Origin of the sequence: Lysinibacillus cavernae (assembly GCF_009724685.1) — a bacterium.
GTDB lineage: Bacteria > Bacillota > Bacilli > Bacillales_A > Planococcaceae > Lysinibacillus > Lysinibacillus cavernae.
On record NZ_WMEF01000016.1, the window covers coordinates 12,489 to 39,109 of the forward strand.

The 26,621-nt window shown below is 35.4% G+C and carries 26 protein-coding genes and 1 pseudogene; 18 read left to right on the forward strand and 9 right to left on the reverse strand.

What is annotated here, in order from left to right; translation table 11 throughout:
- The first annotated feature begins 249 nt into the window (after window positions 1-249).
- Together GJU32_RS20975 and GJU32_RS20980 are read left to right on the forward strand one after the other, a co-directional pair.
- A complete protein-coding gene (locus tag GJU32_RS20975) occupies window positions 250-789 on the forward strand; it encodes a sigma-70 family RNA polymerase sigma factor (RefSeq protein WP_155593865.1) in 540 nt (179 codons plus the stop codon).
- An 11-nt stretch (window positions 790-800) separates the two neighbouring features.
- Window positions 801-1,898, forward strand: a complete 1,098-nt coding sequence (locus GJU32_RS20980) for a DUF4179 domain-containing protein (protein ID WP_155593866.1) — start codon at window positions 801-803, stop codon at window positions 1,896-1,898.
- A 399-nt stretch (window positions 1,899-2,297) separates the two neighbouring features.
- Here GJU32_RS20980 and GJU32_RS20985 read toward each other — a convergent pair.
- The 5 genes and pseudogenes from GJU32_RS20985 to GJU32_RS21005 all read right to left on the reverse strand — a co-directional run.
- A pseudogene (locus GJU32_RS20985) lies at window positions 2,298-2,473 on the reverse strand (IS1595 family transposase); the annotation flags it as partial.
- 434 nt (window positions 2,474-2,907) lie between these two features.
- Window positions 2,908-3,336 (reverse strand): HEAT repeat domain-containing protein, encoded by a 429-nt coding sequence (locus GJU32_RS20990; protein WP_155593867.1) that lies wholly within the window; start codon window positions 3,334-3,336, stop codon window positions 2,908-2,910.
- A 191-nt stretch (window positions 3,337-3,527) separates the two neighbouring features.
- Window positions 3,528-4,574 carry an NAD(P)/FAD-dependent oxidoreductase gene (locus tag GJU32_RS20995; protein WP_155593868.1) on the reverse strand — a complete coding sequence of 349 codons (1,047 nt, stop codon included), beginning with the start codon at window positions 4,572-4,574 and terminating at the stop codon, window positions 3,528-3,530.
- Window positions 4,575-5,552 (reverse strand): ABC transporter substrate-binding protein, encoded by a 978-nt coding sequence (locus tag GJU32_RS21000; protein ID WP_155593869.1) that lies wholly within the window; start codon window positions 5,550-5,552, stop codon window positions 4,575-4,577.
- Window positions 5,553-5,649: 97 nt separating this feature from the next.
- The gene (locus tag GJU32_RS21005) at window positions 5,650-7,254 is read right to left on the reverse strand and encodes a helix-turn-helix domain-containing protein (protein ID WP_155593870.1); all 1,605 of its coding nucleotides are present in this window, start codon (window positions 7,252-7,254) and stop codon (window positions 5,650-5,652) included.
- A 332-nt stretch (window positions 7,255-7,586) separates the two neighbouring features.
- On the opposite strand from GJU32_RS21005, the gene GJU32_RS21010 reads away from it, so the two are divergent.
- The 12 genes from GJU32_RS21010 (at window position 7,587) to GJU32_RS21065 (ending at window position 18,029) form a co-directional block, all read left to right on the forward strand.
- The gene (locus GJU32_RS21010) at window positions 7,587-8,123 is read left to right on the forward strand and encodes a CueP family metal-binding protein (RefSeq protein WP_196426771.1); all 537 of its coding nucleotides are present in this window, start codon (window positions 7,587-7,589) and stop codon (window positions 8,121-8,123) included.
- Between the two features lie 238 nt (window positions 8,124-8,361).
- On the forward strand, window positions 8,362-9,054 hold the full coding sequence (locus tag GJU32_RS21015; protein ID WP_155593872.1) for a stalk domain-containing protein: 693 nt from the start codon (window positions 8,362-8,364) through the stop codon (window positions 9,052-9,054).
- Between the two features lie 211 nt (window positions 9,055-9,265).
- On the forward strand, window positions 9,266-10,627 hold the full coding sequence (locus GJU32_RS21020; protein ID WP_155593873.1) for a TraB/GumN family protein: 1,362 nt from the start codon (window positions 9,266-9,268) through the stop codon (window positions 10,625-10,627).
- Between the two features lie 247 nt (window positions 10,628-10,874).
- The gene (gene tlp / locus GJU32_RS21025) at window positions 10,875-11,111 is read left to right on the forward strand and encodes a small acid-soluble spore protein Tlp (RefSeq protein ID WP_155593874.1); all 237 of its coding nucleotides are present in this window, start codon (window positions 10,875-10,877) and stop codon (window positions 11,109-11,111) included.
- 296 nt (window positions 11,112-11,407) lie between these two features.
- Complete coding sequence (locus GJU32_RS21030) at window positions 11,408-11,941, forward strand: RNA polymerase sigma factor (protein WP_155593875.1); 534 nt, start codon at window positions 11,408-11,410, stop codon at window positions 11,939-11,941.
- Window positions 11,928-13,562 (forward strand): DUF4179 domain-containing protein, encoded by a 1,635-nt coding sequence (locus GJU32_RS21035; RefSeq protein WP_155593876.1) that lies wholly within the window; start codon window positions 11,928-11,930, stop codon window positions 13,560-13,562. The genes GJU32_RS21030 and GJU32_RS21035 overlap by 14 nt, the downstream gene beginning before the upstream one ends.
- Window positions 13,563-13,729: 167 nt before the next feature.
- Window positions 13,730-14,011 carry a transporter suffix domain-containing protein gene (locus GJU32_RS21040; RefSeq protein WP_155593877.1) on the forward strand — a complete coding sequence of 94 codons (282 nt, stop codon included), beginning with the start codon at window positions 13,730-13,732 and terminating at the stop codon, window positions 14,009-14,011.
- Window positions 14,001-14,426, forward strand: coding sequence for a MarR family winged helix-turn-helix transcriptional regulator (locus GJU32_RS21045; protein ID WP_155593878.1), 426 nt, complete (start codon window positions 14,001-14,003; stop codon window positions 14,424-14,426). The genes GJU32_RS21040 and GJU32_RS21045 overlap by 11 nt, the downstream gene beginning before the upstream one ends.
- Before the next feature lie 266 nt (window positions 14,427-14,692).
- Complete coding sequence (locus GJU32_RS21050; RefSeq protein ID WP_420798396.1) at window positions 14,693-15,964, forward strand: histidine--tRNA ligase; 1,272 nt, start codon at window positions 14,693-14,695, stop codon at window positions 15,962-15,964.
- Between the two features lie 211 nt (window positions 15,965-16,175).
- Window positions 16,176-16,553: a GntR family transcriptional regulator gene (locus GJU32_RS21055; RefSeq protein WP_155593880.1), complete on the forward strand. Its 378-nt coding sequence runs from the start codon at window positions 16,176-16,178 to the stop codon at window positions 16,551-16,553.
- On the forward strand, window positions 16,553-17,410 hold the full coding sequence (locus tag GJU32_RS21060; protein ID WP_155593881.1) for an ABC transporter ATP-binding protein: 858 nt from the start codon (window positions 16,553-16,555) through the stop codon (window positions 17,408-17,410). Before GJU32_RS21055 ends, GJU32_RS21060 begins: the two co-directional genes overlap by 1 nt.
- Window positions 17,411-17,414: 4 nt before the next feature.
- Window positions 17,415-18,029: an ABC-2 transporter permease gene (locus GJU32_RS21065; protein WP_155593882.1), complete on the forward strand. Its 615-nt coding sequence runs from the start codon at window positions 17,415-17,417 to the stop codon at window positions 18,027-18,029.
- Between the two features lie 50 nt (window positions 18,030-18,079).
- Here GJU32_RS21065 and GJU32_RS21070 read toward each other — a convergent pair whose 3' ends face one another.
- Together GJU32_RS21070 and GJU32_RS21075 are read right to left on the reverse strand one after the other, a co-directional pair.
- The gene (locus GJU32_RS21070; protein WP_155593883.1) at window positions 18,080-19,702 is read right to left on the reverse strand and encodes a hypothetical protein; all 1,623 of its coding nucleotides are present in this window, start codon (window positions 19,700-19,702) and stop codon (window positions 18,080-18,082) included.
- Window positions 19,699-20,481, reverse strand: a complete 783-nt coding sequence (locus tag GJU32_RS21075) for an ABC transporter ATP-binding protein (RefSeq protein WP_155593884.1) — start codon at window positions 20,479-20,481, stop codon at window positions 19,699-19,701. The genes GJU32_RS21070 and GJU32_RS21075 overlap by 4 nt, the downstream gene beginning before the upstream one ends.
- Window positions 20,482-20,787: 306 nt before the next feature.
- Here GJU32_RS21075 and GJU32_RS21080 point away from each other — a divergent pair, with 306 nt between their 5' ends.
- Window positions 20,788-21,486, forward strand: a complete 699-nt coding sequence (locus GJU32_RS21080; RefSeq protein WP_155593885.1) for a class I SAM-dependent methyltransferase — start codon at window positions 20,788-20,790, stop codon at window positions 21,484-21,486.
- A gap of 15 nt (window positions 21,487-21,501) precedes the next feature.
- Window positions 21,502-22,026: a GrpB family protein gene (locus tag GJU32_RS21085; protein WP_155593886.1), complete on the forward strand. Its 525-nt coding sequence runs from the start codon at window positions 21,502-21,504 to the stop codon at window positions 22,024-22,026.
- A 47-nt stretch (window positions 22,027-22,073) separates the two neighbouring features.
- Here the strand turns inward: GJU32_RS21085 and GJU32_RS21090 are convergent, their stop codons facing one another.
- Together GJU32_RS21090 and GJU32_RS21095 are read right to left on the reverse strand one after the other, a co-directional pair.
- On the reverse strand, window positions 22,074-23,321 hold the full coding sequence (locus tag GJU32_RS21090; protein WP_230875115.1) for a Zn-dependent hydrolase: 1,248 nt from the start codon (window positions 23,319-23,321) through the stop codon (window positions 22,074-22,076).
- Window positions 23,291-23,986: an L-2-amino-thiazoline-4-carboxylic acid hydrolase gene (locus GJU32_RS21095; protein WP_155593888.1), complete on the reverse strand. Its 696-nt coding sequence runs from the start codon at window positions 23,984-23,986 to the stop codon at window positions 23,291-23,293. The genes GJU32_RS21090 and GJU32_RS21095 overlap by 31 nt, the downstream gene beginning before the upstream one ends.
- 137 nt (window positions 23,987-24,123) lie before the next feature.
- On the opposite strand from GJU32_RS21095, the gene GJU32_RS21100 reads away from it, so the two are divergent.
- Together GJU32_RS21100 and GJU32_RS21105 are read left to right on the forward strand one after the other, a co-directional pair.
- Entirely contained in the window at window positions 24,124-25,005 is an 882-nt protein-coding gene (locus tag GJU32_RS21100; RefSeq protein WP_155593889.1) for a LysR family transcriptional regulator, read from the forward strand.
- A gap of 86 nt (window positions 25,006-25,091) precedes the next feature.
- The gene (locus GJU32_RS21105; protein ID WP_155593890.1) at window positions 25,092-26,525 is read left to right on the forward strand and encodes a sodium/proline symporter; all 1,434 of its coding nucleotides are present in this window, start codon (window positions 25,092-25,094) and stop codon (window positions 26,523-26,525) included.
- Window positions 26,526-26,621 lie beyond the last annotated feature (96 nt).

Here is a 26,621-nt window from a genome sequence, read left to right on the forward strand (position 1 = left end):
ACTAAATAAATAGTGAAAAATTCAACTTCAACAATCGGGCCATATTGTTGAACAGAACCTTTAAAGAAAATTGGATTTTTATGTTAGAGTATAGATAAGGTTGTGAAGGAATGTAGGTTTTCAAACTATATAAAGGAAATTTTTAAAAGATTAACATTTTTGTTATTCTTTTTTTCTTTTGTGATAGATTTATCGTATTCATTTCGTATTACATAGTAGGTACCAATATTTATTGAGCGGGGTGAACAATTGAAAATTACAGAGAACAATGTTGTACAACACATACAGAAAAAAAATGAAAAAGCAATTCCTTTTATTATTAATCATTATGGTGGTTTACTTACAGCGATCATTAAACGTCATTTAAATTACCAGCAGCAAGATTATGAAGAATGCCTTGATGATGTTTTATTATCGATATGGAATAATATTTATTCCTTTGATCCTAAGAAAAATTCATTCAAACAATGGATTGCAGCTATTGCAAAGTATAAAGCAATTGATTATCAAAGAAGACAAATTACCATACAAAATCAGCAATTTTCAGTTTCAGAAATTGCTGAATCCATGGTAAAGGCAAAACAACCATCAGAAGAAAACTGCGTAGAGGAACTCCTTGAGCAATTGTCAGCTAGTGAACGGAAAATCTTTGAAAAATACTATTTAGAAGGAATCCCTTCAAGTGAAATAGCAAAGGACTTTGATGCGAAAGAGTCTTGGGTTTATAACAAGCTTTCCAGAGGACGTAAAAAGCTTAAAAGTTTTTTAGTTCAAAAAAATGAAGTGTGAGGAGTGAGAATATGTCTATTTATAAAGATTTAAATGATATGAATATTGATTTGGAACAGTATGAAGCACAAAACCTTACAAACTTCGAGAAAAAGAAATGGGAAAAGCGTATATTAAAAAAATTAAGTAAAGAAAAGCCATCTCACGTAAAGAAATATTTAGGAGTTACAGCAGCTGTAGCAATAATTTTTAGTTTGATTATTGTTACGGGTTTAATTTCGCCAACGATGGCTGCGACGATGAAAGAAGTGCCTTTATTATCATCTGTTTTTAAATTTACAAGGGATCTTGGTCTACACGCCGCAGATGAAAAGGGACTCTCAACAAAATTGAATACGAGCGTTACGCATGAAGGCTTTACATTAAATGTAACAGAAGTAGTATATGACGGTACACGTGTTGCAATTGGGATTGAACGCCATCATAAAGAAGGTGAAAATACAAAAGAAAGTTTATCAGATCAAATAAGTAATATTGAATTTTTACTAAATGGTGAACCACTGAATCACACCAATTTTAGTGGTGTTTTTGGACAACCAAGTAAGGATAATAATTCCGCAATATTTGAATTTGCAGATTTGAAAAATCAAGGTGGAAATCCTTTCCCGAAGGAATTTAATTTGACATTATCAATTACAATAAATGGCGTTTCTGAACCTTTTAAAATGGATATTCAAGTGAGTGATATTGGTAACTATGTAAAGCTACAACCTAATATAAGTAGAAAATACAAAAATAATCAGCTTACTATTGAACAAATTACACTAACTCCCATAACAACTAGTATTACAACAAGAATAGCCTTGCTTGATAAATCAACTTCTGTAGATTTCCGGGAAGGAATAAGTATCGAAGTTTATGATGAACAAGGGCGTGAACTAAAGCTAATTCATGGCAATGGTAGACGTGAGACGAATAAAGGAACTAGCGATTTCATCATGGATCTACGGGTACATCCATTTAAAACCTTACCAAAAGCCATTACAATCAAACCGTATATTCATCTTTATGACAATGAGGGATCATACCAACTGGATGAAAACGGAGACCCGAAGATTCAATACATTCCAGAGCTAGAAATAACAATACCAATTAACTCAAAAGAATAAAAAAGTAAAGAAAGTGAGGCAAAGCTCGCTTTCTTTACTTTCTAGTACTTCAAACTATCTTTTTACCTCAAAATAATAAGTACCAAGTAGTGCTCCGTTAGATTTAAAAGCTTTAACTTAAGCAGTTCCTGTATTTATCATAATAGCTTTATTACCAACAAGACGTACCTACGATCTTTACAATTAACTGAATTGTATGGAACTGATTGCCTTAGTAAAAGAGAAAATAAAGTCCGTCGGTGAAATTAAAGCGGTGAAGTTTGTGAGAGAACAAACAGATATATCCTTAATACAGGCAAAAAAATTTGTAGATTTTTGTAAAGAATAGACATAAAAATTAGAGTCACTAAACTGTGGCTCTAATTTTTATTAAAAGTATCTTCAATAGTCATTGAACTACTAAATAATAAACTTCGACAGACGTAAACTACGATATGTTTCTGTCATTTTTTTGTGCTTTCATTGCTATGACTATCTACAAATAAAAACAGCGCTAAGTAATTATCGAGGTATTTAGAATCAACGCCTTTAAAACGATTTATCCAATGTTTTAAACGTGAATGTAGTTCGTTCACAATAAAAATGGTTTTAAAAAAGAAAAAGAGATTTTATTAAACGAGAAAATTGTTAGTATTTATACTATCTAAAATAGATATAGAAATATATGGGAAAACACTATTAATAATAAAAAATAGTTATTCAACAATCGGGCGCTTTCCTTGAATAGGAGAGTGTTCTTTTTCATGAAAAGGGGCCATTTTCTTGAGTAAGACATTTAAAGAAAATCGTTATGGAGTAAAGAAATTGTGAAGATTTTCACTTAAACTAAAGGAGCGGGTTAGTTTAATAAGGTGTTTGTTTTATCATTAAACAAAAAAGATAGATGATCAAAGAAAAGAAGTAATACAATGAATATTAGTTTCGATGAACCGCAGCGTAAGATAAGAAAAAGCCATTCCCTCCACAAGCGGAGAGAATGACTTTCCTTCATAAATCGCAAAACTACTGATTACAGTTTTGCCCAACGTTCCTCTAACCAGTTCATAAATTGTACACCTTTGTCGCCTTCATACGCATCAAAGACATCTAAACGCATACGTTTTAGTTTATCTGCAAAGTCTGCCACTGTATGGTCCTTCGGCAAGCTCTTTTTAACTCGTAGGAAAATTTTGTCTGTTCCTTTGATAATATCAAAACGTGCAGGTGATGGCTTCTCTACGTCTTCGCCAAGCGCCACAAGTGCTTCATAGGCTGCTAATTGCACCTTGTTGACAGTATCATGCTGCATACGATTTTTTAATAAATCTATGATTTTGTCATGTTGATAAGCCGATAACTTTTCGACTGCGTCTAAACGCTCTCGCCAGCTAGACGTATAATTGGCCTGTTTTTTTAATGTTTCATACTGCTCAGGTAATGCTGTTTCAAATTGTTTCAAGTAATTGCACCTCTTTTTTTAACTAGAGGAAAAATGAATTCTTCTTCTTCTGCTTCTCTTATTATACGTTGTCTTGGTGAAAATAGCGATGAATCACTGGTAAGGATATATATAATGGAAACTAACTACATTAAAAAAACCCCATTAGATAAACAGATGATTTGTTTATCTAACAGGGAAGATTTAGCCTATCACTTATGTGTAGTTACAGCTTTATTCTTTTGTTGTAGTGCTTCATTTTTTTCAGCGAAGCGGTCATTGTGAGAAGAAACGCCTGCCATTTTTGCTTCGGTAGGGTCAATGTATAATTTGGCGCTATTTACAGCCAGAACAGCATCGTTAAATGCGCCTGCAATCAGTCTTATTTTCCCTTCGTTCGTTACAATATCGCCAGCACCAAAGATGCCTGGCATGTTTGTGGACATTTTTGGTGTAACAGAGATGCCCCATTCTTCAGAGGCTAAGCCCCAATCCAAAATGGCGCCACCAAAGTTTCGGTCAAACCCGTGATTGACAAGCACTTCGTCTACTTCAATGTTTGTCGTATCATTTGAATCAACATGCTGTAATGTGACATGTTCGATTTTATTGCCATTGCCATGTAAACGAGAAACCGTATAAGGAACAAAGGTTGTTGCCATAGACTTCATGCGAGTTACAGACGATTCAAAGGCACTAAAGTCATCTCGTCTATGAACGACGTATACTTCTTTGGCGATAGGAGCCATTTCGATAGCCCAATCTACAGCTGAGTCGCCCCCACCAGAAATGAGTACACGTTTATCTTTAAACTTATTTATGTTGGTTACCGTATAGTGAAGGTTGTTTAGTTCATAACGGTCAGCGCCTTCAACCGTTAATTTCTGAATGCGTGTAATACCGCGTCCTGTAGCTAAAATAATCGTTTTCGTATAATGTTTCTCGCCTGTTTTAGCTGTTAAGACGAAAATGCCATCATCGCGTTTTTCCATGCCAACAACTTCTTGACCAAATACGATTGTTGGATTAAATGTCATCGCTTGCTTGATTAAGGAGTGAATAATTTCTTCACAGCGAACAGGCTCAATGCCACCGACATCCCAAACTAATTTCTCAGGATAAGTACGCATAAATCCACCTAATTCATGCTTTACTTCGATAATTTTTGTTTTCATTTCACGCATGCCACTGTAAAAGGCAGCATACATGCCTGCTGGGCCACCACCGATAATAATGACATCATAAATCTCTTGTTTCATTTAATGCACCAACCTTTCAACTAAATAATCAAGGAATAGTGGAGAGCCAACTAATCCTTCACCTACAACGTAATCTGCTGTTTTTAATGAGTAAACATTGCCTGCCTTCACGGCATCCATCCCTTGCCACATTGGGCTATCCTCTAAATCTTTCATGGACTGTTCACTACTATAATTTTGCATTTGACGTTGTTCGACAAAAATATGGTCTGCGTCAATCTCAGGTAAAACTTCTAAGGAAATGGGCGTGAACCAATCATGATTATCCTTCAACATAGTTGGAATATTTAATCCAAGTTGTGTGTATAACATGTCACTACCAGGACTACCCTTTTCAGTGCCTAACACACGATATTGATTTTGTTCTACACGCAATACAAGAATTTTTTCGTCACCTATCGCATTATGTAGTTTCACTTTGGTATCTTCTATTTTTTCTCTAAACTTCTGGAGAGCAAGTTCCGCTTCTTTTTCTTTATTGAACAGTTCACCAAGCACAGGTACATATTCATCTATTGCAACACCGGCGTCAACAGCTACAGTTGGGGCAATTTTACTTAATGCATCATATTTTTTTGCATCAATTGCTGCACCCTGAGCAATAATGACATCTGGTGCTGCTTCAAGAATAACTTCTAAATTATCCTCATATTGCACAGTTGGGATGATTTTAATATTGTTGTCATTGAATAATTTGAAGCGATATTCAGGTTCAATTTCTTCAACGACTGTCACCATTTGAGGCATTACACCGATTTCAATTAGGTTTTCAGCATAGCTAGAACTAAGAACTAATATATTTTTAGGTTCAGTAGGGATAGTGACATCACCGTAGACATCTTTTACAACACGTGTTGTAGGCTCGCTTTTTTCTTTTTGATCCTTTGCTTCATTTCCGCTTTCTTTGTTAGTACTTGAGCAAGCAACTAAAGCTAAAGCAACTAGTATAAAAAGTATATATTGCATCATTTTTTTCATTGGTTATAGCTCCTTCTATTTGATAATGATTATCACTATCAAATAATAACAGGTAATGAGAGCGCCTACTATAGCGTAAAGTGCCTTAAAAATTGGATTATTGTGTTTTAGGGCAATCACTATCAAAAATAGATTGTTCAATCTGTTGCATAATTTTCCTTTTGCCAAACACACTGCAATTGTTAATCCATAAACCCGTATCCACATAGAAAACACGCTTATTTTTCACGGCATCTAAATTTGCCCACTGCTCACTTTTTTGTAAAGTAGCTAAGCTAAGATCGGCAGTATAATAATCCATTATGCGTTTTTCAATAAATAAATAAGTAGGATTGGCTGCCACTAATTGTTGTAAAGAACATATGTTGAAACTATTCTCATTTGCCCGCAATATTTCAGGCATTTGTAAACCAAGTTCCTGATATAAAAGGATAGCCGAATCACTAGAAGATTCACCGAAATAACGATAACCCAACTCCTCCACACGTAAGTAAAGTACAGTAGCATTCTTCGCAATATGATGTTGTATTTTATTTTTTAAAACATCTACATGTGTCCTAAGTTCGTGAATGATTTGTGTAGCTTCATTCCCTTTATTAAACAATTCACCAAAATAACGAATTAGTGAATATAATTCATAAGGTAGCCCAGTGATAACAGGTGCGAGCGTTTGGAAGTGTTGTTTTGTCTCTTCCGTTAAGTCGATACCGATAATTAAATCGGGTTGTTGTTGTACAATTATGTCTTGTTGAATAACATATTGAGGCATTTCTAAAATGGTTGTACCAACTTCATGAAAAAGATTCTTTTGATAATTTGGAGTTAGGGAGCTAGTCACAGTAACGCAATTAGGTACGACACCTAATGCAATCGCAATTTCTGCGTGTGCAGGTGTGAGAAAGCAAATACGATATTCACCAACGGTCTTTTTGAATTGCTTAGGTGGGCGACCAACAATGCGTTTAAACTGTCGACTAAAATGTTGCACATCATCAAAACCAACTTTTTTTGCGATGTTTTGTGATAAATCATCTGTTGTTAATAGCATTTCTTGTGCGCGGAAAATACGATAACTAATTAAATAAGCTATCGGTGTTTTATCATATAACTCTATGAATTTTCTCGAATAATACCATGGGCTATATCCGGCGATAGTTGCTAGTTCATCTCTAGTCATCATTTGGTTATATTTTTTTTGCATATAAATAACAGTATGTTCAATTCTTTGTTCAAGTGTGTATTCATCTGTTGGTCGCTCTTGCTGTATTTCTTTCAACAAGCTATATAAAATAAATTGTTTAATGGTGATATGGAGATCGTCTATGTTTTTAGCGAGCGATATCCGAATATCTGCGATGATCGTTTCAGGCACTCGTTGAACATAGTAACCATTCATTGTATCGATAGACCAATTACAGGTTGATTTCATTTCTGTATCATACAGAGCAAAGCTAATTAAATAGCCTGAAAAATCAAGACGGTTTGTATTTGTAAGTTGGATAACTGCATCACTTTCAAGGGCAATTAAATGCCCAAATACAATATGCTCTTTGTGTCCATTGATGGATAGAGTGGTTTGGCCATCCGTAATCAATAAGAGAGCCGCACTATCAAGATGTATAGTAGATTTTTGAAATAATGATTTGGCTAAATCTTTTATTTCTGTGCAATGTGCTAGCCAATTAGGATTAGAATCAAGCATTTATGTACTCCTTTAGTTTGTTGTGATAAAAGTATACTACGGAATGTCACAGCAAACGGCATAAAAACGACAAGTCCTTTTCATGTAGCTAAAGGGATAGCAAAAACCAGCTGTACTAGAAGCGTTTCAAAATATGGATACTGAAAGTTATTTTGAAAAATCAAAGATTTCAGCATGTGACATTGCCACGTTTGTAAAATTAGCATGAATTTGAATTATTTTTATAACTAACCTAGTATTACTCTGCACAATTTCTTCTTATTTATAGTTTATAGTATAAGTCGTCAGCGTTTTACGACGTAGAAGGAATAAATATACCAGAGGTGAATAAAATGAAATTAAAAATTTTTGCTGCAACTTTGCTTGCTACTGTTGTACTAGGTGCTTGTAATGGAGAGAGTTCTAATGATGATCACTCTATAAAAGAAATGGAAATGCAGAACATTAAGAAATTGGTGAATGAATATAGCGGGAATAAAACTAAAGACGAATCTGCTTCAATCACATCTAGACAGCTGATTGTGACTGATAAAGAAGAAAAAGAGTTAGCATATGCTTTGCCAGAAGACGAATTTTTTGTTTCAATTGCTCCTTACATAACTGAAACTCACCCTTGTACTAACCATAGCTTGACTGGTTGCCAAGGTGAGCTGGCGAATCAAGAGTTAGCTGTCTATATTGAAGACTCAAAAGGTCGTGTGTTAGTGGATGAAACCATGAAAACTCCAGCGAATGGATTTATTGATTTATGGCTACCTCGTGACCAAACGTATAACATAAAAATGGAGCACGAAGGAAAAATAGTAGAATCAACGTTTTCTACTTATGAAAGAGACGGCACTTGCATTACAACAATGCAGTTAAAATAGAAAAAAGGAGGGTTGTCCAAAAAGTCAGTGAAAACTGATTTTCTGTGGCAACCCTTTACTAGTTACATTTAGAGGGAACGAGAAGTTTTCATTAGGTGATGGAACCTTCAACACTCTTCCTCTAATATGCAGGGTTTTTTATTTCAAAAAATAGCAATGTACATATCCTTTAATTCATTATGTAAAATTTGGTATAATTACATATATCTTTGTACATATCATATGAAGGAGTGATTTTATGAAAAGGCTACTTATCATAACAAGTTATTTAGGATTTTTTATATTAGGAGGTTTGACCTTTACGTACTTCTCAACATCAGAAGCAGCCAGCGACTTGAAAAAAATCAGCGTTTCTCAAGATCCAATCAACTACTATGTGGATAAGGTTGAAAAAGTACCGCAAAAAGGGCAAGCTGGATTTAATTATCAAGGCACGATATATGTCCCAATGCGTTTTGTTGCGGAATCTTTAGGTGAAAAGGTAACGTGGGATGGAAAGACAAAATCTATTTATATCGGTAATGTTCCAAAATTCACCTCTTTAAAAGATGTAAAACCAATTGGACGTGATGAGGATCCCTTGTTCCATAATCCAAGTTCAATCGTGATCCATACAGGGGAAAAATTTGAGCGATCCTACCAGCTTGGTGGTTATCATGGAGGAGGGGCTGTTCAAGACCATACAGTTGAATACTTAGCCAATGGAAATTATAAAGGATTCGAAACCAATTTAGCACCAATTAAAAAGCTAGCTGCTGGTTCTTTCGGGATAGGTTACATGAAAATTTACGCAGATAATAAATTGGTTTATGATAGTGGAGCAATCAAAGATAAGATGAGAGTTAGCGTTAATTTAGAAGGTGCTACAAAAGTGAAATTTGAAATTGAAGGCAGTGGTTTAGGTATATTAGATCCGAAATTTATTCAATAAACTATACAAAATAAGACGATGACATGAATAGTTGGTCATCGTCTTATTTTTGTTAAAGATTTCCAACCTCCATAATAACTATTTCGACATAATTTATTGTTGATACAAATTTGTTAATTTTTTCACATTTAAGTATAAAATAGTCGGTTTGTATATGATATAATTTCAAACGGTGTTTATACATAAAATAGGAATAGGGAGAGACGAGAGTATGATGAAAAAAATGATGAAACGAACGAGTGCAGCATTGCTCGGTGCTTCGTTGATGCTGACAACGGTTGTACCTGTAATCCATGCGGAAGAGCAATTACAACCTCAAGTGCCGTCGATTAGTAATTGGGCTATTGAAACATTAAACGAGGGTGAAAAGTACGGGATTTATCCTATTGAGTGGTATTTTGATGGCTTCCTTCAAGAAATTTCAGTGGATAAAGTAAATGAACTACTAAATTTGACAGAAAAGAAAATTGCCTCTCTAGGTTTAGCTGAAAATAAACAATATAAGCCAGTGGGTGTGAAGAACGATAACACACGTGGTGATATTGTGAAGCGTTTGTATAATATCGTAACGCGCTATGATCTACCTGTTGGCACAGACGCTGTTCAATTTATGAAAGAGCAAAACATATTACAAGGTTCTCCAAACGGACTGCATTTAGAAAAAAAGGCAACAACACAACAAGCTGTTTTACTAGCTGTTCGTTTCATTAAAAGTACATATGCACTTGCTGAGCAAGGATCAAATGGGGTAGCCTGGGTAGTAGAGGATGAGGATACACTTGTGTATTTACTAGGTTCCATCCATCTAGGAACACCAGACTTATATCCGTTCAATAAGAAACTAGTAACAGCGTTTAATGAATCGGATGCACTGTTAGTTGAGGCAAATATTTTAGAAACAGAAGGACTTGAATACTATGCAGAAAAAGCAATGTATACAGATGGCACAACATTAAAAGATACTGTTGCACCAGAAACATTTGCAAAGCTTGAGCAAGTGGCAAAGCTTTATGATCTTCCAATGGATGAGCTGACAGTACAAAAGCCTTGGATGTTATCTAGCACATTATCCATGCTGGCAATGGACGATTCCTTTGGAATGACACCACAAGAAATGGCAATGCATGGTATTGATGTTTACTTTTTATTGAATGCGCAATTACAGCAAAAGCCAGTGATTGAATTAGAAGGTACAAAGGCACAAGTTGATATGTTTGAAGCATTATCACCAGAAGCACAAGAGCAGTCATTAGTCGCTGTATTGGATAGTATCATCAAGCCATCTGAACAAGATCAATCTAAAATTCTGCAAGAGTGGTTTACAAGTTGGAAGCAAGGGAACGTTGAAGAGTTCGCAAAAAGCTTCCAGGCAATGGAAGGTACATCATCAGAGTTCAATGAAATGCTATTTGGTTTACGTGATGAACAAATGGCCAAGAAAATTATGAATGTACTTGAAGAAAAAGAAGGTAAATACTTTGTTGTGGTTGGCTCTGGTCACTTCCTAGTAGATAAAAATATTCGCTATCATTTAGAGAAAAGCGGATACACTGTAAAGCCATTTTATCAATAAAGAAAAACTAAAAAGGCAACCCAAAGCTATGAACTTAGCTAAGGGTTGCTATTTTTGTTGCACCGTTATCCATCACTCGATAAAATTATCAAAAGCAATGTTTTTATGTAAAGAAAAACCAAAAATCTATGTTTAGGTGTACAGTGTTCGCCATGTTAAAACGGTGTTTTTGTTAGTAAAAGGTAACGTACATATAATTTTAAAAACATTCCAAACTAAGTTTATGTCAAAACTTGAGGAGGTTAACATGGCTAATTCAAGACACCGAAAACCAGATGATAGATCCAATAACGTTGAACGAATTCGTGATATTGTTAAAAACACTGAAGAAAAAATTCATGAAGCGGAAATTAGTATGGAATTTGCAGACCCTATGCAAAGTAACATGATAAAAGAAAAAAATAAGCGACGTAAACAATCAATAGAAGCATTAAAAGAAGAAATGAAAGATGAAATGACTGCACGTAAAAAAGGGGAAATTTAATAGTGGATTGTAGGAAAGAAGAGATATCCTATCTTAATGGCATTAAGATATAAATGTTTGCTTCATTCCAAGGTAAGAACAGATGGTTAAGACGTTCTATAATGGACCTCTATATGGCCATCTGTTTTTATTATGGTTTTACGCATCTATCCTCAGGAGCTTCTTATAATTAAATTACATAACAAGCAAATTTAAAAAAGAATTTATATAAATTAAGCATGAATTTCTAAAAAGATGAACCTTTTCCAATGGTCATTTGTTTATAAAGTAGAACAAGCAGAAAGGAGTGCCTTGGATTGACAGAACGTGAATTATTCGATTCTTACAACAAAGATGTATACCGTACCTGTTATTACATGCTACGAAACGCACAAGATGCCGAAGACCTCTGTCATGATGTATTTGTCACCGTATTTCGTCAAGATTGGAGAAGTGTTGAACATACGCGTGCTTGGATTATGCGTATTGCGATGAATCAATGCTTGAACTTGCTTAAAAGAAAACAGGCTCAGTTAAAAAAACAAAGTCAGGTGCAATTGCTTCATGAGCAAAATACAGCATCAGTTAAATCTGTAGACACCATCATATTGGAAAAAGCAGCGGAGGAAGAGTGGGAGGAACTGCTTAGGCAATTACCTGAAAAGTTAACGGCTGTTGTCACCCTTCGCTATATTGGAGAGCTATCGTTAGCAGAAATTGCTGAAACACTAAGAATTCCCGTGGGCACAGTGAAATCGAGACTTCATAAGGCATTAAAAATCATGCGCAAAAAATTGGAACAAAATCAAAATTTATGGTTGAAGGGAGAGAATCAATTTGGAACGCATTGAAAAGAAGTTGAAAAAAGAGATGAAGGCAGACAATAACATGGCGTATCCTGACTTTGAGCAAATGTGGAGCAGTATCCAGCAGGACGAGCTAAAGATTTCTGATAAAACAATCGAACTACGACCTCGTAAAAGAAAGAAATTCGCTTTAGTAGCAGGTCTAGCTGTAGCTCTAATGGCAACACCAGTTTATGCAGCACTGAATTATGACTGGTCCAATATTCTTTCTTATCGAGCTGGCATTCAATCTGCATTAGAACAAGGTTTAGGTCAGACGATTGAGCAATCTGTTAAGAAGGATGGATTCACGCTAACCGTACACACGGCGTTTATTGATGATAATAGAACCTTTATTCTATATAGTTTGAAACCTGAAGCATCTTGGGATGGAGAGGATATAGGCTTTGAACTTATCGGGCTTAAAGATTCAAAAGGAAACTTTATTGAAGGGAATTATACACATTCTTGGAATGAGGAGCTTGGTACCTACCAGGGTTATTTTGAAACGGATTGGGTTGCTGAAGGTCAGGTGGCAGACGTGGAGCTTATGATGGAGAATATTCAATTCATCAGCGATGAGAAATATTCTATCGGCTATAATCCAAATGACTTGACTACGCAAGTGTTCCCTATTCAAAAGGATGGGGTTGACACCGTAACTATTCAATCTTTTGAACAAGATGAGGGTAAAATATTGCTTAAATCAGCAGTTACGCTGACAGATTTAGAAGTCCGAAACACAGGGATATTCATTGAGGCGGTTAATGACAGGAATAATTCAATTGAAACAGGGAAAAGATCTTTCTTAGGAAGTCAAGGAGCAAAAGGTGAATACTTGAGTCAACAACTATTCGAGTCTGATGCCTTACACGAGGAAGGCACTAAATTCCAAATTTCTTATAATCGCATACTAGAAACAAAAGAAAGCACTTGGAGTATAAAACTAAATCTATCTAAAAAACAATTGGAAAATATGTCATTTAAGCAAGTGCTCGATATCCCAATTAACAATGTACCTGGAGGAACTAAAATCCATGAAATGACGGTTACACCGACCCAAGTTCGTATAATTCTTACTCAAGAAAAATACGAAACTTTTCCTTATAGGGATTATCAACTGGATGTGGGGGGGACTTTATTGACTGGGCATATGTGGAGTAAAGATGAAAAACCTAATGAAACAGAGCTGCGCTTTGAAATGATGGGACTAAATGTAGCTTCTTTGGAAAATCAACCTGTAACTTTCGTTGCTAAGCACCGTGTTGAAGGTTTATACGGAGATGATAATTCAACCCGTTTAACGAACATATCAGCAAAGCCTCAAAGTGTAACGTCTAACATCGCAGGGTATCCAATCTCGTGGACTTATTACATGAAGGACAATAACCTCTACGTGGAGTCGTTGAGCTCAGACCCAGTATTTGGTGGAGTCAATCAAACCTATTATCTGGAGGGTAAAGAAAAAATCTATGGACAGCCAGAATTTATGGGTATGCTAGAAAATAATAAAAGGATGGATGTTTATGAGAATTTTGACAAGAAGGAGCTCGATATTCTCATTAATAATTATTTAACTAATCAGCCAAATGATGAGTTACGTATACCGCTTACATTTGAAAAATAACAGACATTCATAAAAATAACAGTGTTAGTACCCCATCTATTTGACTCATCAGTATTCAAATAGATGGGGGTTTTTGTTTTCTCATCAAGATTAAACTTCTTTACATAAAAAGAAATTCATAATATAGTTTAGTTAACTTAAATAAATTATCATGCAGGAGAAGGTACATGACCTCTAACAAAAAAACACAAAAATCCTTTACTTATAAACTTGGAATAGGCATTATTATCTTTTCTCTTTCGTTATGGCTAATCCCAATTATCACACCATTTACACCCATACCTACAAAATTAAAGGCAGGGATTATACCGGGCAGTATTGTTGTAGCTGAAATCATGTTTTGGGTTGGGGCTTTACTTGTTGGGAAAGAAGCAGCTAACAAGTTTAAAAGCTATCTAAATCCTAAAAAATGGCGAGAAAAAGGTGACACTCAAAAAAATGAAGAATAACGATGTTTCCGAGCAAATTAATCAAACCATCGAGGATATTTGGATCATTCTTGAGAAAATGGAAAGGGCCTATACTAAATTTCCCTTAAATAATCAGCAACATGTCCTTTTGACATTAGTGATTCGTCATCCGTCCAGTTCACCCTCAGAACTAGCTGAAAAAATGGCTATTACGAAAAGCGCAGTGAGCCAGCAGTTAGCCAAACTCGAAAAGGAAGGCTATATCACTAAACTTCAACATGAAGAAGATAAGCGTGCATTTTCTATTGAATTGGGTGAGAAAGGATGGCTTTATAAACAAGAAGTCGAAGCGTTTAATCAACAGATTACTGAAAAATATCATGCCAATTTATCCACGAAAGAGTTAGAGGATGTATTTGGTACATTACAAAAGCTAAAAAATATACTTGTGTAAATTACATAAATAGTTTGACAATTTACCTGTTATGTCTTATAGTATCCCTTAATATTAAAGGGGGAATAAACATGACCATTCTTCTTGTTCAATCCTACACGAAAAAACATCATCATAGCCATTAGTCTTGCTATCTTTATTAATTTATTAATATTGAATAGGAAGACTATTTCTCATGTAATCGTATAAATAAAGCTGATTGAGAGCTTTATCGTTATACGGTTTTTTTATTGGTCAAAAAAGAGGAGGAAATTGTGATGAAAAAAATGGACTACCAAAATGTTAGGGGAACACAAGATTATTTACCAGAGCAGGAGGTTATTCGTCGTACCATTCGACGTACTTTAGAGGATACGTTTATGGCTTATGGCTGCAAACCGATAGAGACACCTATTCTTAACTATACAGAGCTGATGGCTTCTAAATATGCGGGTGGTGCTGAGATTCTACAGGAAATGTATACATTAACGGATAGAGGTGAGCGTGATTTAGCGTTACGTTATGATTTAACGATTCCATTTGCAAAAGTCGTAGCAATGAATCCGTCCATTACAATGCCTTTTAAACGCTATGAAATTGGCAAAGTGTTTCGAGATGGACCCATCAAAGCAGGACGTTTTCGTGAATTTACTCAATGTGATGTAGATATTGTGGGGGTAGAGTCGCAGGCTGCTGAGGCAGAGCTAATGATGATGGCGATAGATGCATTTGATAAACTAAATCTACAAATTAGTATCCAATATAATAATCGCAAGCTTTTGATTGGTTTGCTGCAATTATTTAAGGTGGAACAGAATCAAATGAATCGAGTCATTTTAATTTTAGATAAAATTGAAAAAATAGCCCAAAAAACTATGTTAGCGGAATTGCAGGAATTGGGGTTATCTGATAACAGCATCAAGAAAATAAAGCAATTTTTAGATGAACGTGCTCAGATGAGTATGGCGTATTTTAAAGAGTTAGCTAACGAAAATACCTTTTTACAACAAGGTTTACAGGAATTAATGGAACTAACGTCTTATTTAACAGCACTTGGAATAAGTGAGCAATGTCTGTTCAATCCATTTTTAGCGCGTGGGCTTGAAATTTACACAGGGACAATTTATGAAATCTTTTTAGCAGATGGCACCATCCGATCTAGTATTGGCAGCGGGGGGCGTTATGACAATGCAATTGGCGGTCTTTTAGGAACAGAGCAATCCTATGCCACGGTTGGTATTTCTTTCGGGTTAGATGTTATCTATACAGCTTTGGAACTTTCGGGAAAAATAGATCAGCAAGTCCCAATTACGGATATTTATATCATTCCCCTCGGAACAGAAAAGGAGTCTCTTAAGCTGGCAGCTGCATTGCGTCAAAAAGACTATAAGGTAGAAGTGGAGCTAAGTGGTAAGAGAGTGAAAAAGGCGATGGAAAAAGCGAATCGTGAAAATACACCAAAGGTCATTGTATTAGGAGAAGACGAGGTCACTCAAAACATGTATAAATTAAAAGATATGAAAAGTGGCGGGGAAGAAATCAGTACATTTATATTTTAAAAGTAAGGGCATATAGTCATTCATTTGGCTATATGCTTTATTTTTTTGTATTCGACGAGAAAAGGTTGCACTGCCACGGGTGCTGTGTGCCATAACGCAGATAACTACGCTTCATTGATAATAAAAAGGAAATTTTTACTTGCAATTAAAAGTAAATGTGTATATATTGTATATAAAGTATATATACAATATTCTGTGAAGAGGTATTTGCATGCAAATTATTATTTCAAACAGTTCAAAAGAGCCCATTTATGAACAAATTTATGGACAGATCAAAAAACTGATCTTAACAGGAGAATTACAAGAGGGTCAGCCATTGCCTTCCATGCGTCAACTTGCGAAGGATTTAGAGATTAGCGTTATTACAACAAAACGAGCTTATGAGGAGCTTGAAAAAAACGGCTTTATTTACTCTATTGTTGGGAAAGGTTCGTTCATCTCCGAACAAAATACAGAAATGATGAAGGAAAGAAAAATGAAGGTAATCGAGGAAAAGCTGTCGGTAGCGATTCAAAATGCGAAGGAAATGGATATTAGCTTAGTAGAGTTAAAGGAAATGCTTACTTTATTGTATACGGAGGATGAGTGATGGAAAATGTTATTGAATTACAGCATATACAAAAATCTTTTAATGGTTTTGAAATAAAAGATCTGTCAATCAAAGTTAAAAAGGGTTTTGTTACAGGATTTATTGGTGGAAATGGTGCAGGTAAATCGACGACGATTAAAATGATTATGAATTTATTACAGCAGGATAGTGGAACTATTTCTATTTTTGGTAAGCGCTATAAGGGCAACGAAAAGGAAATAAAACAACGCATTGGTTTTGTCTATGATGACAATATTTTTTATGAAAATATCACGCTAAAGGATATGAAAAGGATCATTAAACCAGCCTATAAAAACTGGGATGACAAGACATTTCAACAGTATATTAATCAGTTTGACTTGCCATTGAACAAAAATATGAAGACATTCTCAAAGGGGATGAAGATGAAGGCATCATTAGCCATTGCATTAGCCCATCATGCTGAATTAATCATTATGGATGAGCCAACATCAGGACTCGATCCTATATTTCGCAGAGAGCTTCTAAATATTTTACATGAGTTAATGCAAGATGAAACCAAGACTATATTTTTCTCAACACATATTACAACAGATTTAGACCGCATTGCTGATTATATTACCTTTATTCATAATGGTGAACATATTTTCACGAAGGAATTTTATAAAATTGAAGAGGATTATGCCATCGTCAAAGGGACACTCGATCTATTAGACAGTGAAACGGAGCAAGAGTTCTTAGCCATTCGCAAAACAAACAGAGGCTTTGAAGCATTAACGGCTAATAAACAACGTGTGGCAACTATATTTGGTGACACCGTTGTTGTAGAAAAACCTACGCTTGAAGACATTATGTATTATACAAAGAAGGGATGGTAAAGGTATGTTGAACCTTATTCTAAAGGATGTTTTAATTCAAAAAAACATTCTAATCATTTATATAGCCACGATTATACTTTATTTATTGGTCAATGTTTCTCCGGTATTCATCGTATTTGTTTATAGTGTTGTATTTATTTTGAATGCTTTTTCTAATGACGAAAAAGATAATGCTAATATTTTACTTAATTCATTACCCTATACGAGAAGAGAAATTGTCAGTTCAAAATATATTGGGGCATTAATTTTTACAGGACTCTTTATGTTGTATACGTATGTGGTCAACTTTTTTTTGAATGAGCAAGAGGTAGTAGTATTGTGGAAAGAAATACTGCTTACTATGGGTCTCGTTATGATTGCCATCACATTTATCTTACCTATTTCCTATAAATTTAAAACGAAGTATTTAACTATCGTTGCTGTTGCTTTATTTGGAGTTTATATGGTGATGGTTAATTATTTTGTACCTAATTTTGATGGTAAAGTAAGAGCCCTCGTACAAAAATTCATGACTTTACAGGATCTACAACTATACCTTTTTGCCACAGTTATCATTGTTTTCTTATATGTTGGCTCATGGTTACTGTCTATTCGTATTTATGAGCGAAAGGCTTTTTAATGAAAAAACGGCTGATTCCATTCAATTAAGGGATAAGCCGTTTTTAATTACTATTTAGAAGATCTAAACGCAACTTTCCAAACCACGATATTGATGAAGAAAAGCATCATCAAATATACAGTAGACCCAAATGTCACCTGACTAGCAATTAAGTAGTGCAGCTCTGCAAGCATACCTAATGGGATAAATAACAAAAATACTTTCCAGCCTTGAGCATCTCCGACTTCATCATATGGTTTAGTAAAAGGTATTTTGTTGCTCATCGTAACGAAACAGATGACTGTAAACAACCAGCTCGTTACTAAAACCACAAGTAAATCTGGAATAATTCGTATGCCGTAAATATAGTTAAACACGATACTTAGTACTAAAAATAATGGACTATACAATTTGATTAAAAAAGCCTTTAAGCTACCCTTTTGTAAATGTGTATAGTCTTTAATTGGGAGAGTTTTATAGATCCAAGCAGCCTTATATTTAGCAGAGTGACCCAGCAAAAGTACAGCGGATGGAATTATCATCATACTAAAATAGATATGTAAGTAGCCAAAACTACTAGCATAATCAATCTCTTCGGATCTGCTAAATGTAAACATAAAAATAAATGGAATAATAAACGAAAAACCTAAAGATGGATAGACCTTTAGCTTAAACTCTCGCTCTTGCTTCATCATCAAAGTGGCGAAGCGATAGAAAGCTCGTTCTTCATGTGTTCTACACACAAGCGTTAATAAAAATGTCTTCAGTCGATTGTTCTTCTCTTTTTTAGATTTACTTGTACTTAGCAGTTTTTGGAGATTACGTTCAAACGTTGGAATAAGCTTGATATATACCCAAATCGAAATGATGGGCATAATCAGTGCTAAGATACTGTAGATTACTGTCAATAAGGATGTGTCACCATGTAATACTAATTCATAAGGAGCGGCAAACCACATCGGTATTAGGAAGAGGCTCCACCAATGAAACGACACCACCATATCTAAATTGACGAATTCAAAGGATCGAATAAGAACTTGATAGCCAATCATCAGCATCAAAGACAAAGCAATTTGAACATAGTTGATCATATCTTTCAGCTTTTCACCATCAAAGAAGCGTAAAATTGCAATATATAAAATGGCTGTAAACGCAACAATCAATAAATTAATTAATAGTATCTCAAGACCTGTTAAAATAAAAAATACAATTCCTTGTGTAAAAAGACTGACTACAAGAGGGATGGCGGTTAGGGCCATCGTTAAATAGGTTAAATAAATAAAAATATGCATAAACTTTGCTGCATTGATTGTTCTAGCCGAAATAGGCTTCGTTGAGAGTATGCTTTTGTCTCTGACATCCAAGAGTACAGAAGAAAAATCGGAAATCAGGGAAGTCATAATTAAAAATATGATCATCGCATACGCAATACTCATTTGAAAAAGAAAGTTTTGACCAAACCCCATAAGAGGGATGAGCACAAGTCCAAATAAAACATAAATCCATAGAGACTTAATGTAACCGTATTTTTGATCCTCTTTCTTTTTGTTCTGATTAAATATGGTTGGTACTTTACGTTCATCCATCGTTAATTTTATATGGAGGATTTTTCTCATCATGTCATAGTCAATGCCTGTTTTCACAAAAAGCAATCGGAATCTATCAAGCAATTGTAGCGTTTTGAAATCTGTCATGATTCCACTCCTCTAACAATAGACACAAATTTCTTGCCAATTTCCTGATGCTCATGAAATCCTGTTAACTGGTTAAAAATTCTTTCCAATGTTCCTTCGGTGTTATCTGCTTGTAGCTCCGCAAATGTTCCGTCTGCTGCAATTTTTCCATCATACAGGAGAATGATGCGACTGCTGATTTTTTCAACTACATCCATAATATGAGATGAGTAAAAGATGGTTTTTCCTTGGGCAGCTAGTTGCGTTAAGATTTCTTTAAATATCATGACACTGTTGGCATCTAAGCCGTTGATTGGTTCATCTAAAAATAAAAGATCTGGATTATGTAAGAGGCTGGCAATGATTAGTAGCTTCTGCCGCATGCCCTTTGAATAAGAAGAAATTCTAGAATGGTACGCTTCACCGACGCCAAACAGCTCCATTAAAGATTTTGATTTGTCAGCAGCCTCCTCTAGCTCTAGTCCATACAGTTGCCCGATAAAAGTTAAATATTCGTAGCCAGTTAAGTTGTCATAAACATCCGCGATTTCGGGAACGTAACCAATTCGCCGCTTATAGTCGATTTGATCTTGCCCAATACTTTCCCCAAAGAGTTTGATTTCCCCGCCGTAATCACCTTCGAGCCCTAGAATAAGCTTTACAGTCGTGCTTTTACCAGCGCCATTCGGACCGATATAGCCAATAATCTCTCCTCTAGATGCATGGAGGTCAATCCCCTTCAATATTTCCTTGTTTCCATAACTCTTTGTTAAATTCGTAATCGTTAAAATTTCTTCCATTTTGTAGCTCACTCCTTCATTTTAGAAAAATTAACCATTAATACACTATAACATATTAAAAGTGAGTTTATTCCTTTTGGTAAAAGGGAGCATATCAAATGGATGAGAATAATGAACCTATAATTCAATATTTATCTGAGCTAAAAGTGACGATACCAGTTCAGTCATAACCAATTAAAAGTAGAGAAAATACCCTTTTCTCTACTTTTAATTGGTATATTTTAGTTGTTTTGAAGCTAGTATTGTATTTATCATTTCTTATATAATTAGAATAAACGCTCTACTAATAAAGAAATGAGGTGTGGGATGTTAATTAAATCTAATGAAGATTTGCTTATTTTATTAGATCGTCTGTTACGAGAGCCACAACATTTTTGGAATGATTTTTATGATGATACCTTTCAAAAGATTCCTTTCTTTGTTAATAAGCCTGACGAAAATTTAGTACATTATTTTGCAACGGAAAAGATTTTTCCCGGCAAAGTTTTAGAATTGGGTTGTGGTGCTGGGCGTAATGCCATTTATTTAGCTAAAAAGGGATGTTCCGTGGTTGGAGTGGACATATCAGACAAAGCGCTAGATTGGGCTAAAAAGAGAGTGGATGAAGAAAACGTAGATGTAGAATTAGTGTGTGCTAATATTTTTGAGTTAGATTTACAACAGGAAAGTTTTGATTTTATTTATGATTCGGGGTGTTTTCATCATATAGCGCCACATCGCCGAGTCAGTTATATAGATATGATTAATAATTTATTAAAGCCAGATGGATACTTTGCATTATGTTCGTTTGAGGAAAATGGTGCATTTGGAGGCTCTGCTATGTCGGATGAGGAAGTATATTTAAAGCGTAGTTTAGAGGGAGGACTTGGTTATTCAAAAGGCCAACTACAAGAAATATTTCAGTTTTTAGAGGAGATTGAAATACGGAAAATGCTGCCTATGTCTACGGAAGAGCCACATTTTGGTTTAGAAGGCTTTATTGTAGGTTTATTTAAAAAAATTTAGCAAGGTGAACGACAGATGAAAAAAATTGAAGTGGTATTGTCCGAATATGACCCAAATTGGGAACAACAATTTTTATATGAGAAAAGAAGAATTCAAGAAGTTATTGGTCATTCAATAGTAGGGATTGAACATATTGGCAGCACATCTATCAAAGGTTTAAAGGCTAAACCCATTATTGATATTTTACTAGGCGTCCAAAGTATAGAAGAAGTGCCAGAACTAATAGAGGCGTTAAAAAATATTGAGTATGAATATGTTCCAAAACCAGAGCTAATGGATAGAAGATTTTTTAGAAAAGGGCTATGGGGACAAGGAACAAGTCATTTACACATATGCGAATATAACAGTAATGAATGGAATGACAAATGCCTTTTCCGAGATTATCTACGATTAAATGCTCAAGCCGCCAATGAATATGAAGCTTTAAAAGAACAGCTTGCCGATCATTTTCAAAATGATCGCCCAACCTATACACAGAAAAAAGAGCCTTTCATTCAAAAGATTATTACTAAAGCAAAAAATGAAGGTTATGAAAAATAAAGCCATTCTCAAAAAATTAGAGAATGGCTTTCTACTATTATAATGGGTTATTTAGAGAGCTCAACAACCGTATCATAAAAAATAGTAGTTGCTACAACAATATCCTCATCTGCACTATATTCTAATGGATTATGGCTGATGCCGTCCTTTGAGCGAACGAACAGCATCCCAATAGGTGCAATTTCAGCGATATTCATTGCATCATGACCAGCACCACTAATAAGAGAATAAGGACGTATACCTTGTTTTTCAATACTTGTAGCTAATTGCTGTTGTAACAGGGCATCAGTTTTTGCAGGTTTAATGCGCTGTAACATTTTTGAAACCAGCGTGACATGTCTTCGTTCAGCAATCTCTTGCAGTTGCTGTAAAATCGTAGCTTCTAATGCACTTACTTTATTTTCGTCAATATCTCGAAGATCAATAGAGAATGTGACCTTGCCTGGAATAACGTTTGTGCCATTAGGAGATACCGTCAACTTGCCAACAGTTGCAACGGAATCAGTTGTGTCATTTAATAGTCGTTCAATAGCTAAAATCATTTCGCTTGCTGCGGTTAGAGCATCCTGACGAATGGGCATAGGTGTCGCACCAGCGTGTTCGCTGACACCTGTTACGGTTATCTCTAGCCATAAAGGGGCTGCTATGCCTGTTACTACTCCGACTGGTAGGCCTTCATTTTCTAATACTTTTCCTTGCTCGATATGCATTTCTAAATAAGCTTTTATGTCATCACGTTGTGCCTTTACTAAAGGATAAGGGGACAATTGGAATTCCTTCATAGCTTCTTCAATGGAAATGCCAGCTTCATCCGTGTGTTGTAATTGTTCCTCTGTTAATAGACCAGCCATTGCACTACTACCAAGAAGCCCGAAGCCAAACCTCGTTCCTTCTTCATCCTTAAAAGCGACAACTTGAATTTTTTTAGTGGGTAGCAAACGTTGCTCATGCATGGTATTCACCACTTCAATTGCTGCTAGCACACCTAATGCACCATCATATTTACCGCCTTCTGGTACTGTATCGATGTGAGATCCAAGCATAATGGTTTCCTTACCTTCCCCATAAGTACCAATAAGATTTCCAACGGCATCGACCGTTACGCTCATACCTGCTTGCTCCATATAAGTTGTCACTAATTCAATGGCCCGCTTTTCTTCTAGTGTGAAGGAGAAGCGATTAATACCACCTGTTGCTTCATTGCGGCCAATTTGGCTCAGGTCTTGAAGATGTTGTAAGAGTCTACCTCCATTAATCATGACAATCACTCTTTCATTTGAAATTGGAAGTGGCACTGTCCTTCACGCAAGACAAACTGATCATGTACCACCTCTAAATTTTTATTGTACCCTTTGGCAATAGAGGGGTCGATTACTTTGCAATATAAAATGCCGTATTTCCCCATATCATCATCTGCCCATTGTTGACCTAGAGGACAATGGCTAAACATTTGTTCAACCTCATTTTCTTTATAGATCGTTTCAATTTCAAATAAATCACTACGTCCCATATCATAGTTCGTTAAATAGTTATCCACTGAATTTTCCAAACCATTTGTGCGTGCGCGTTGAGCAATACCTTGACCGCGTTTATGGCCAAAACGTTCTACTGCACGCATGATGACTTGTTCACCAGCTTCTCCATACTCATCTACAACTGGTTTGGCGATTTGTGCAAACATTTTCGAGAAACGAGCAAATGTTGTTAAATCAGCAAATTTCTCTTCGCCTCCAACGATTTGAGGTAAATATTCAAAGAATGTATGATTTTCGCCTTCTGCTGTTGCTTTTTTCGCCATTGCTTCAGCATCCTTTAAACCAAATTTCTCCAAACCTTTTTGTACTAAATCACGACCATGCTCCCCGTATTGCTCTGTAATGGAGAGATGTAATTCCGTAAACATTTTTGCGGTAATTATGTCCATAGATAAAGCCTTCATCATTAATTGTTCCTCTGCCATTTTATGAGCCCCCTCATTACAAATCATATTGATTTACTTGGATTTTATTTTTATTATAGAGGTGGCTACTAAATTAAATCAAATGAATATTTGCATAATCGAATATGAAAAAAAATCATATAAGGGGATAGATTAACATGGCAACATTAGCGCAATATATTGCCTTCCATACGCTCATTGATACAGGCAATTTTACTGAAACGGGTTTAAAGCTAAATCTCACACAGTCTTCAATCAGTCATACCATTAGTAATCTAGAGGCAGAGTTAGGGCTTTCTCTAATTATTCGAAACCGCAACAATATTGTTTTGACGAGTGAAGGGAGAATTGTTTATGAGCATATCTCAAAAATTTTGCAACAGCAGCAGCAGTTGGAAACTTCTGTAGCAAATTTAAAAAATCTCATTGGTGGTACATTATCCGTAGGCATTTTACCAAGTGTTTCACTGGTTTTACTGCCGAAGGTCTTAGCGTATTTTGAACAGCACCATCCAGATCTACAAATTCGTTTGATGGAGGGGGATTATGATCAAATAGAGGATTGGCTACATAATGGCATAGTAGATATCGGTTTTTTAGTACAGCCAAATTCTAAAAATCTTGTATTTGATGCCATTTTTGATGATGAGCTTGTCTGCATTATGGCGAAGGAGCATCCATTGGCGAATGAAGATAGACTTTATCTAGAGCAATTACAGGATGAACGCTGGATTATGCCTAAACGAACGATTGATCGCGATGTATCAAGGATTTTGGCCAAACATAAAATCCATCCTAATGTGGTATATGAATTATCAGTTGATCAGGTCATTTTAACAATGGTCAATGAAAATTTAGGCATTTCCATTGTCCCGAATTCTCTTTTACTACATGCACCAAGAAACCTGATTAGAAAAAAATTTTATCAAGCATATATTAGACAGGTTGGAATTGCACACAAACACAGTATTCATCTTTCTCCAGGGGCTTTAAAGTTTGTAGAAATATCGAAATACTTTGCATCCTTTTTACAAAATTAGATATTGACAATTAAAATAACCCGAACTATTATCTGATAAAACCAATTGGTATTGTTTATATTAATCGGATGGAGGATTTTTGGGTTATGCATATGATAGTTTACGTTGAAATTTTGATCTATTTACTCGCAATGCTTGCCGTCGGTATTTACTTCAGCAAAAAAGATTTATCACATAACGATTATTTTCTAGGGGGAAATAAGCTACCAGGGTGGGCATTAGCTTTTTCTGAGCGCGCAACTGGTGAATCGGCCTATATGTTTTTAGGGGCAATTGGCTTTATTTACGTGGCAGGACTCTCTGGTATTTGGGTTTTATCAGGTATGCTTTTAGGGGTTGTTGCTTCGTGGTTATTTTTATCAAAACGCTTTATGACAGAACAACAAAAATATAAGGTGAATAGCCTAACAGACTATATTGCTATTAAATTTCCTAAACATGCAGATATTATTCGTTGGCTAGCTTCGGCGGTCATGGTGTTATTTTTTGTCTGTTATTTAGCTGCTCAATTTTCTGGAATGGGCAAAACCATTTATTCATTTTCTGGGCTTACTATTACTTGGGGAACAATTATTATTGGAGCAATAATAATTGCCTACTCATGTATGGGTGGATTTATGTCTGTTGTTTGGACGGATACAATTCAAAGTTTTTTAATGTTAATCTCATTCATCATCGTACCAATTGCCGCTTATATGGAAATTCAACAGCAAGGCTTAAGTATTTCAACAGAGCTTGCAAATATGGGCAATGGTGCTGATAGCTGGGTTGGTGGCTTAAATGGACTTGCTTTAGGAGCTATGTTATTTACTAATTTGTCATGGTTCTTTGGTTGGCTTGGTGGTCAACCTCAATTAAGTTCTCGCTTCATGGCCATCACGACAGAGAAAGAGCGAATTACAGGTCGTAATATGGCGATCATTTGGACGTTAATTGTATATGTGGGTGCCTTTTTATCTGCTATTTTTGCGTCTACTTTGTATAAACAGGGCTCCATAGAGGACCCAGAGATGATTTTACCTCATATGGTATTTGAAATCTTACCTCCATGGGTTGCGGGGATTATTGTGGCAGGTATTTTAGCGGCCATTATGTCAACGGCTTCATCACAATTATTAGTAATTACAACGTCTATCAGTGAGGATATTATTCACAAAACATTACGTTGGAATATTTCTAGTAAAAAATTAGTTCATCTTTCTCGTCTAGTTGCTGTTATCAGTGGGATTGTAGGTATCATTATTTCACTAAAATCAGGTTCAGTAATTTATAGCTTAGTGTCCTTTGCATGGGCAGGAATTGGTAATACATTTTCGGTTGTGATCCTCTTAATCTTTTTCTGGAAACGTGTTTCAGGCATTGGCGTTATTGCCACGATTATTGTAGGTTTTATTAGTGCCATTGCATGGTCACTATCACCTATGGAGGCGATTGTCTCAGCCAAAGCCGCTACATTCTTCATTTGTTTAATTGTAGGGGTTGTAGTGTCTTTATTATGTCCTGATAAAGAGGAAGAATAGACTAGAATGTAGGATGTTAAAAGTATTTCAGAGTAATAATATACGATAAATGAAACTCCTGTTTTGATGAAATTTCTCAAAATAGGAGTTTTCTTT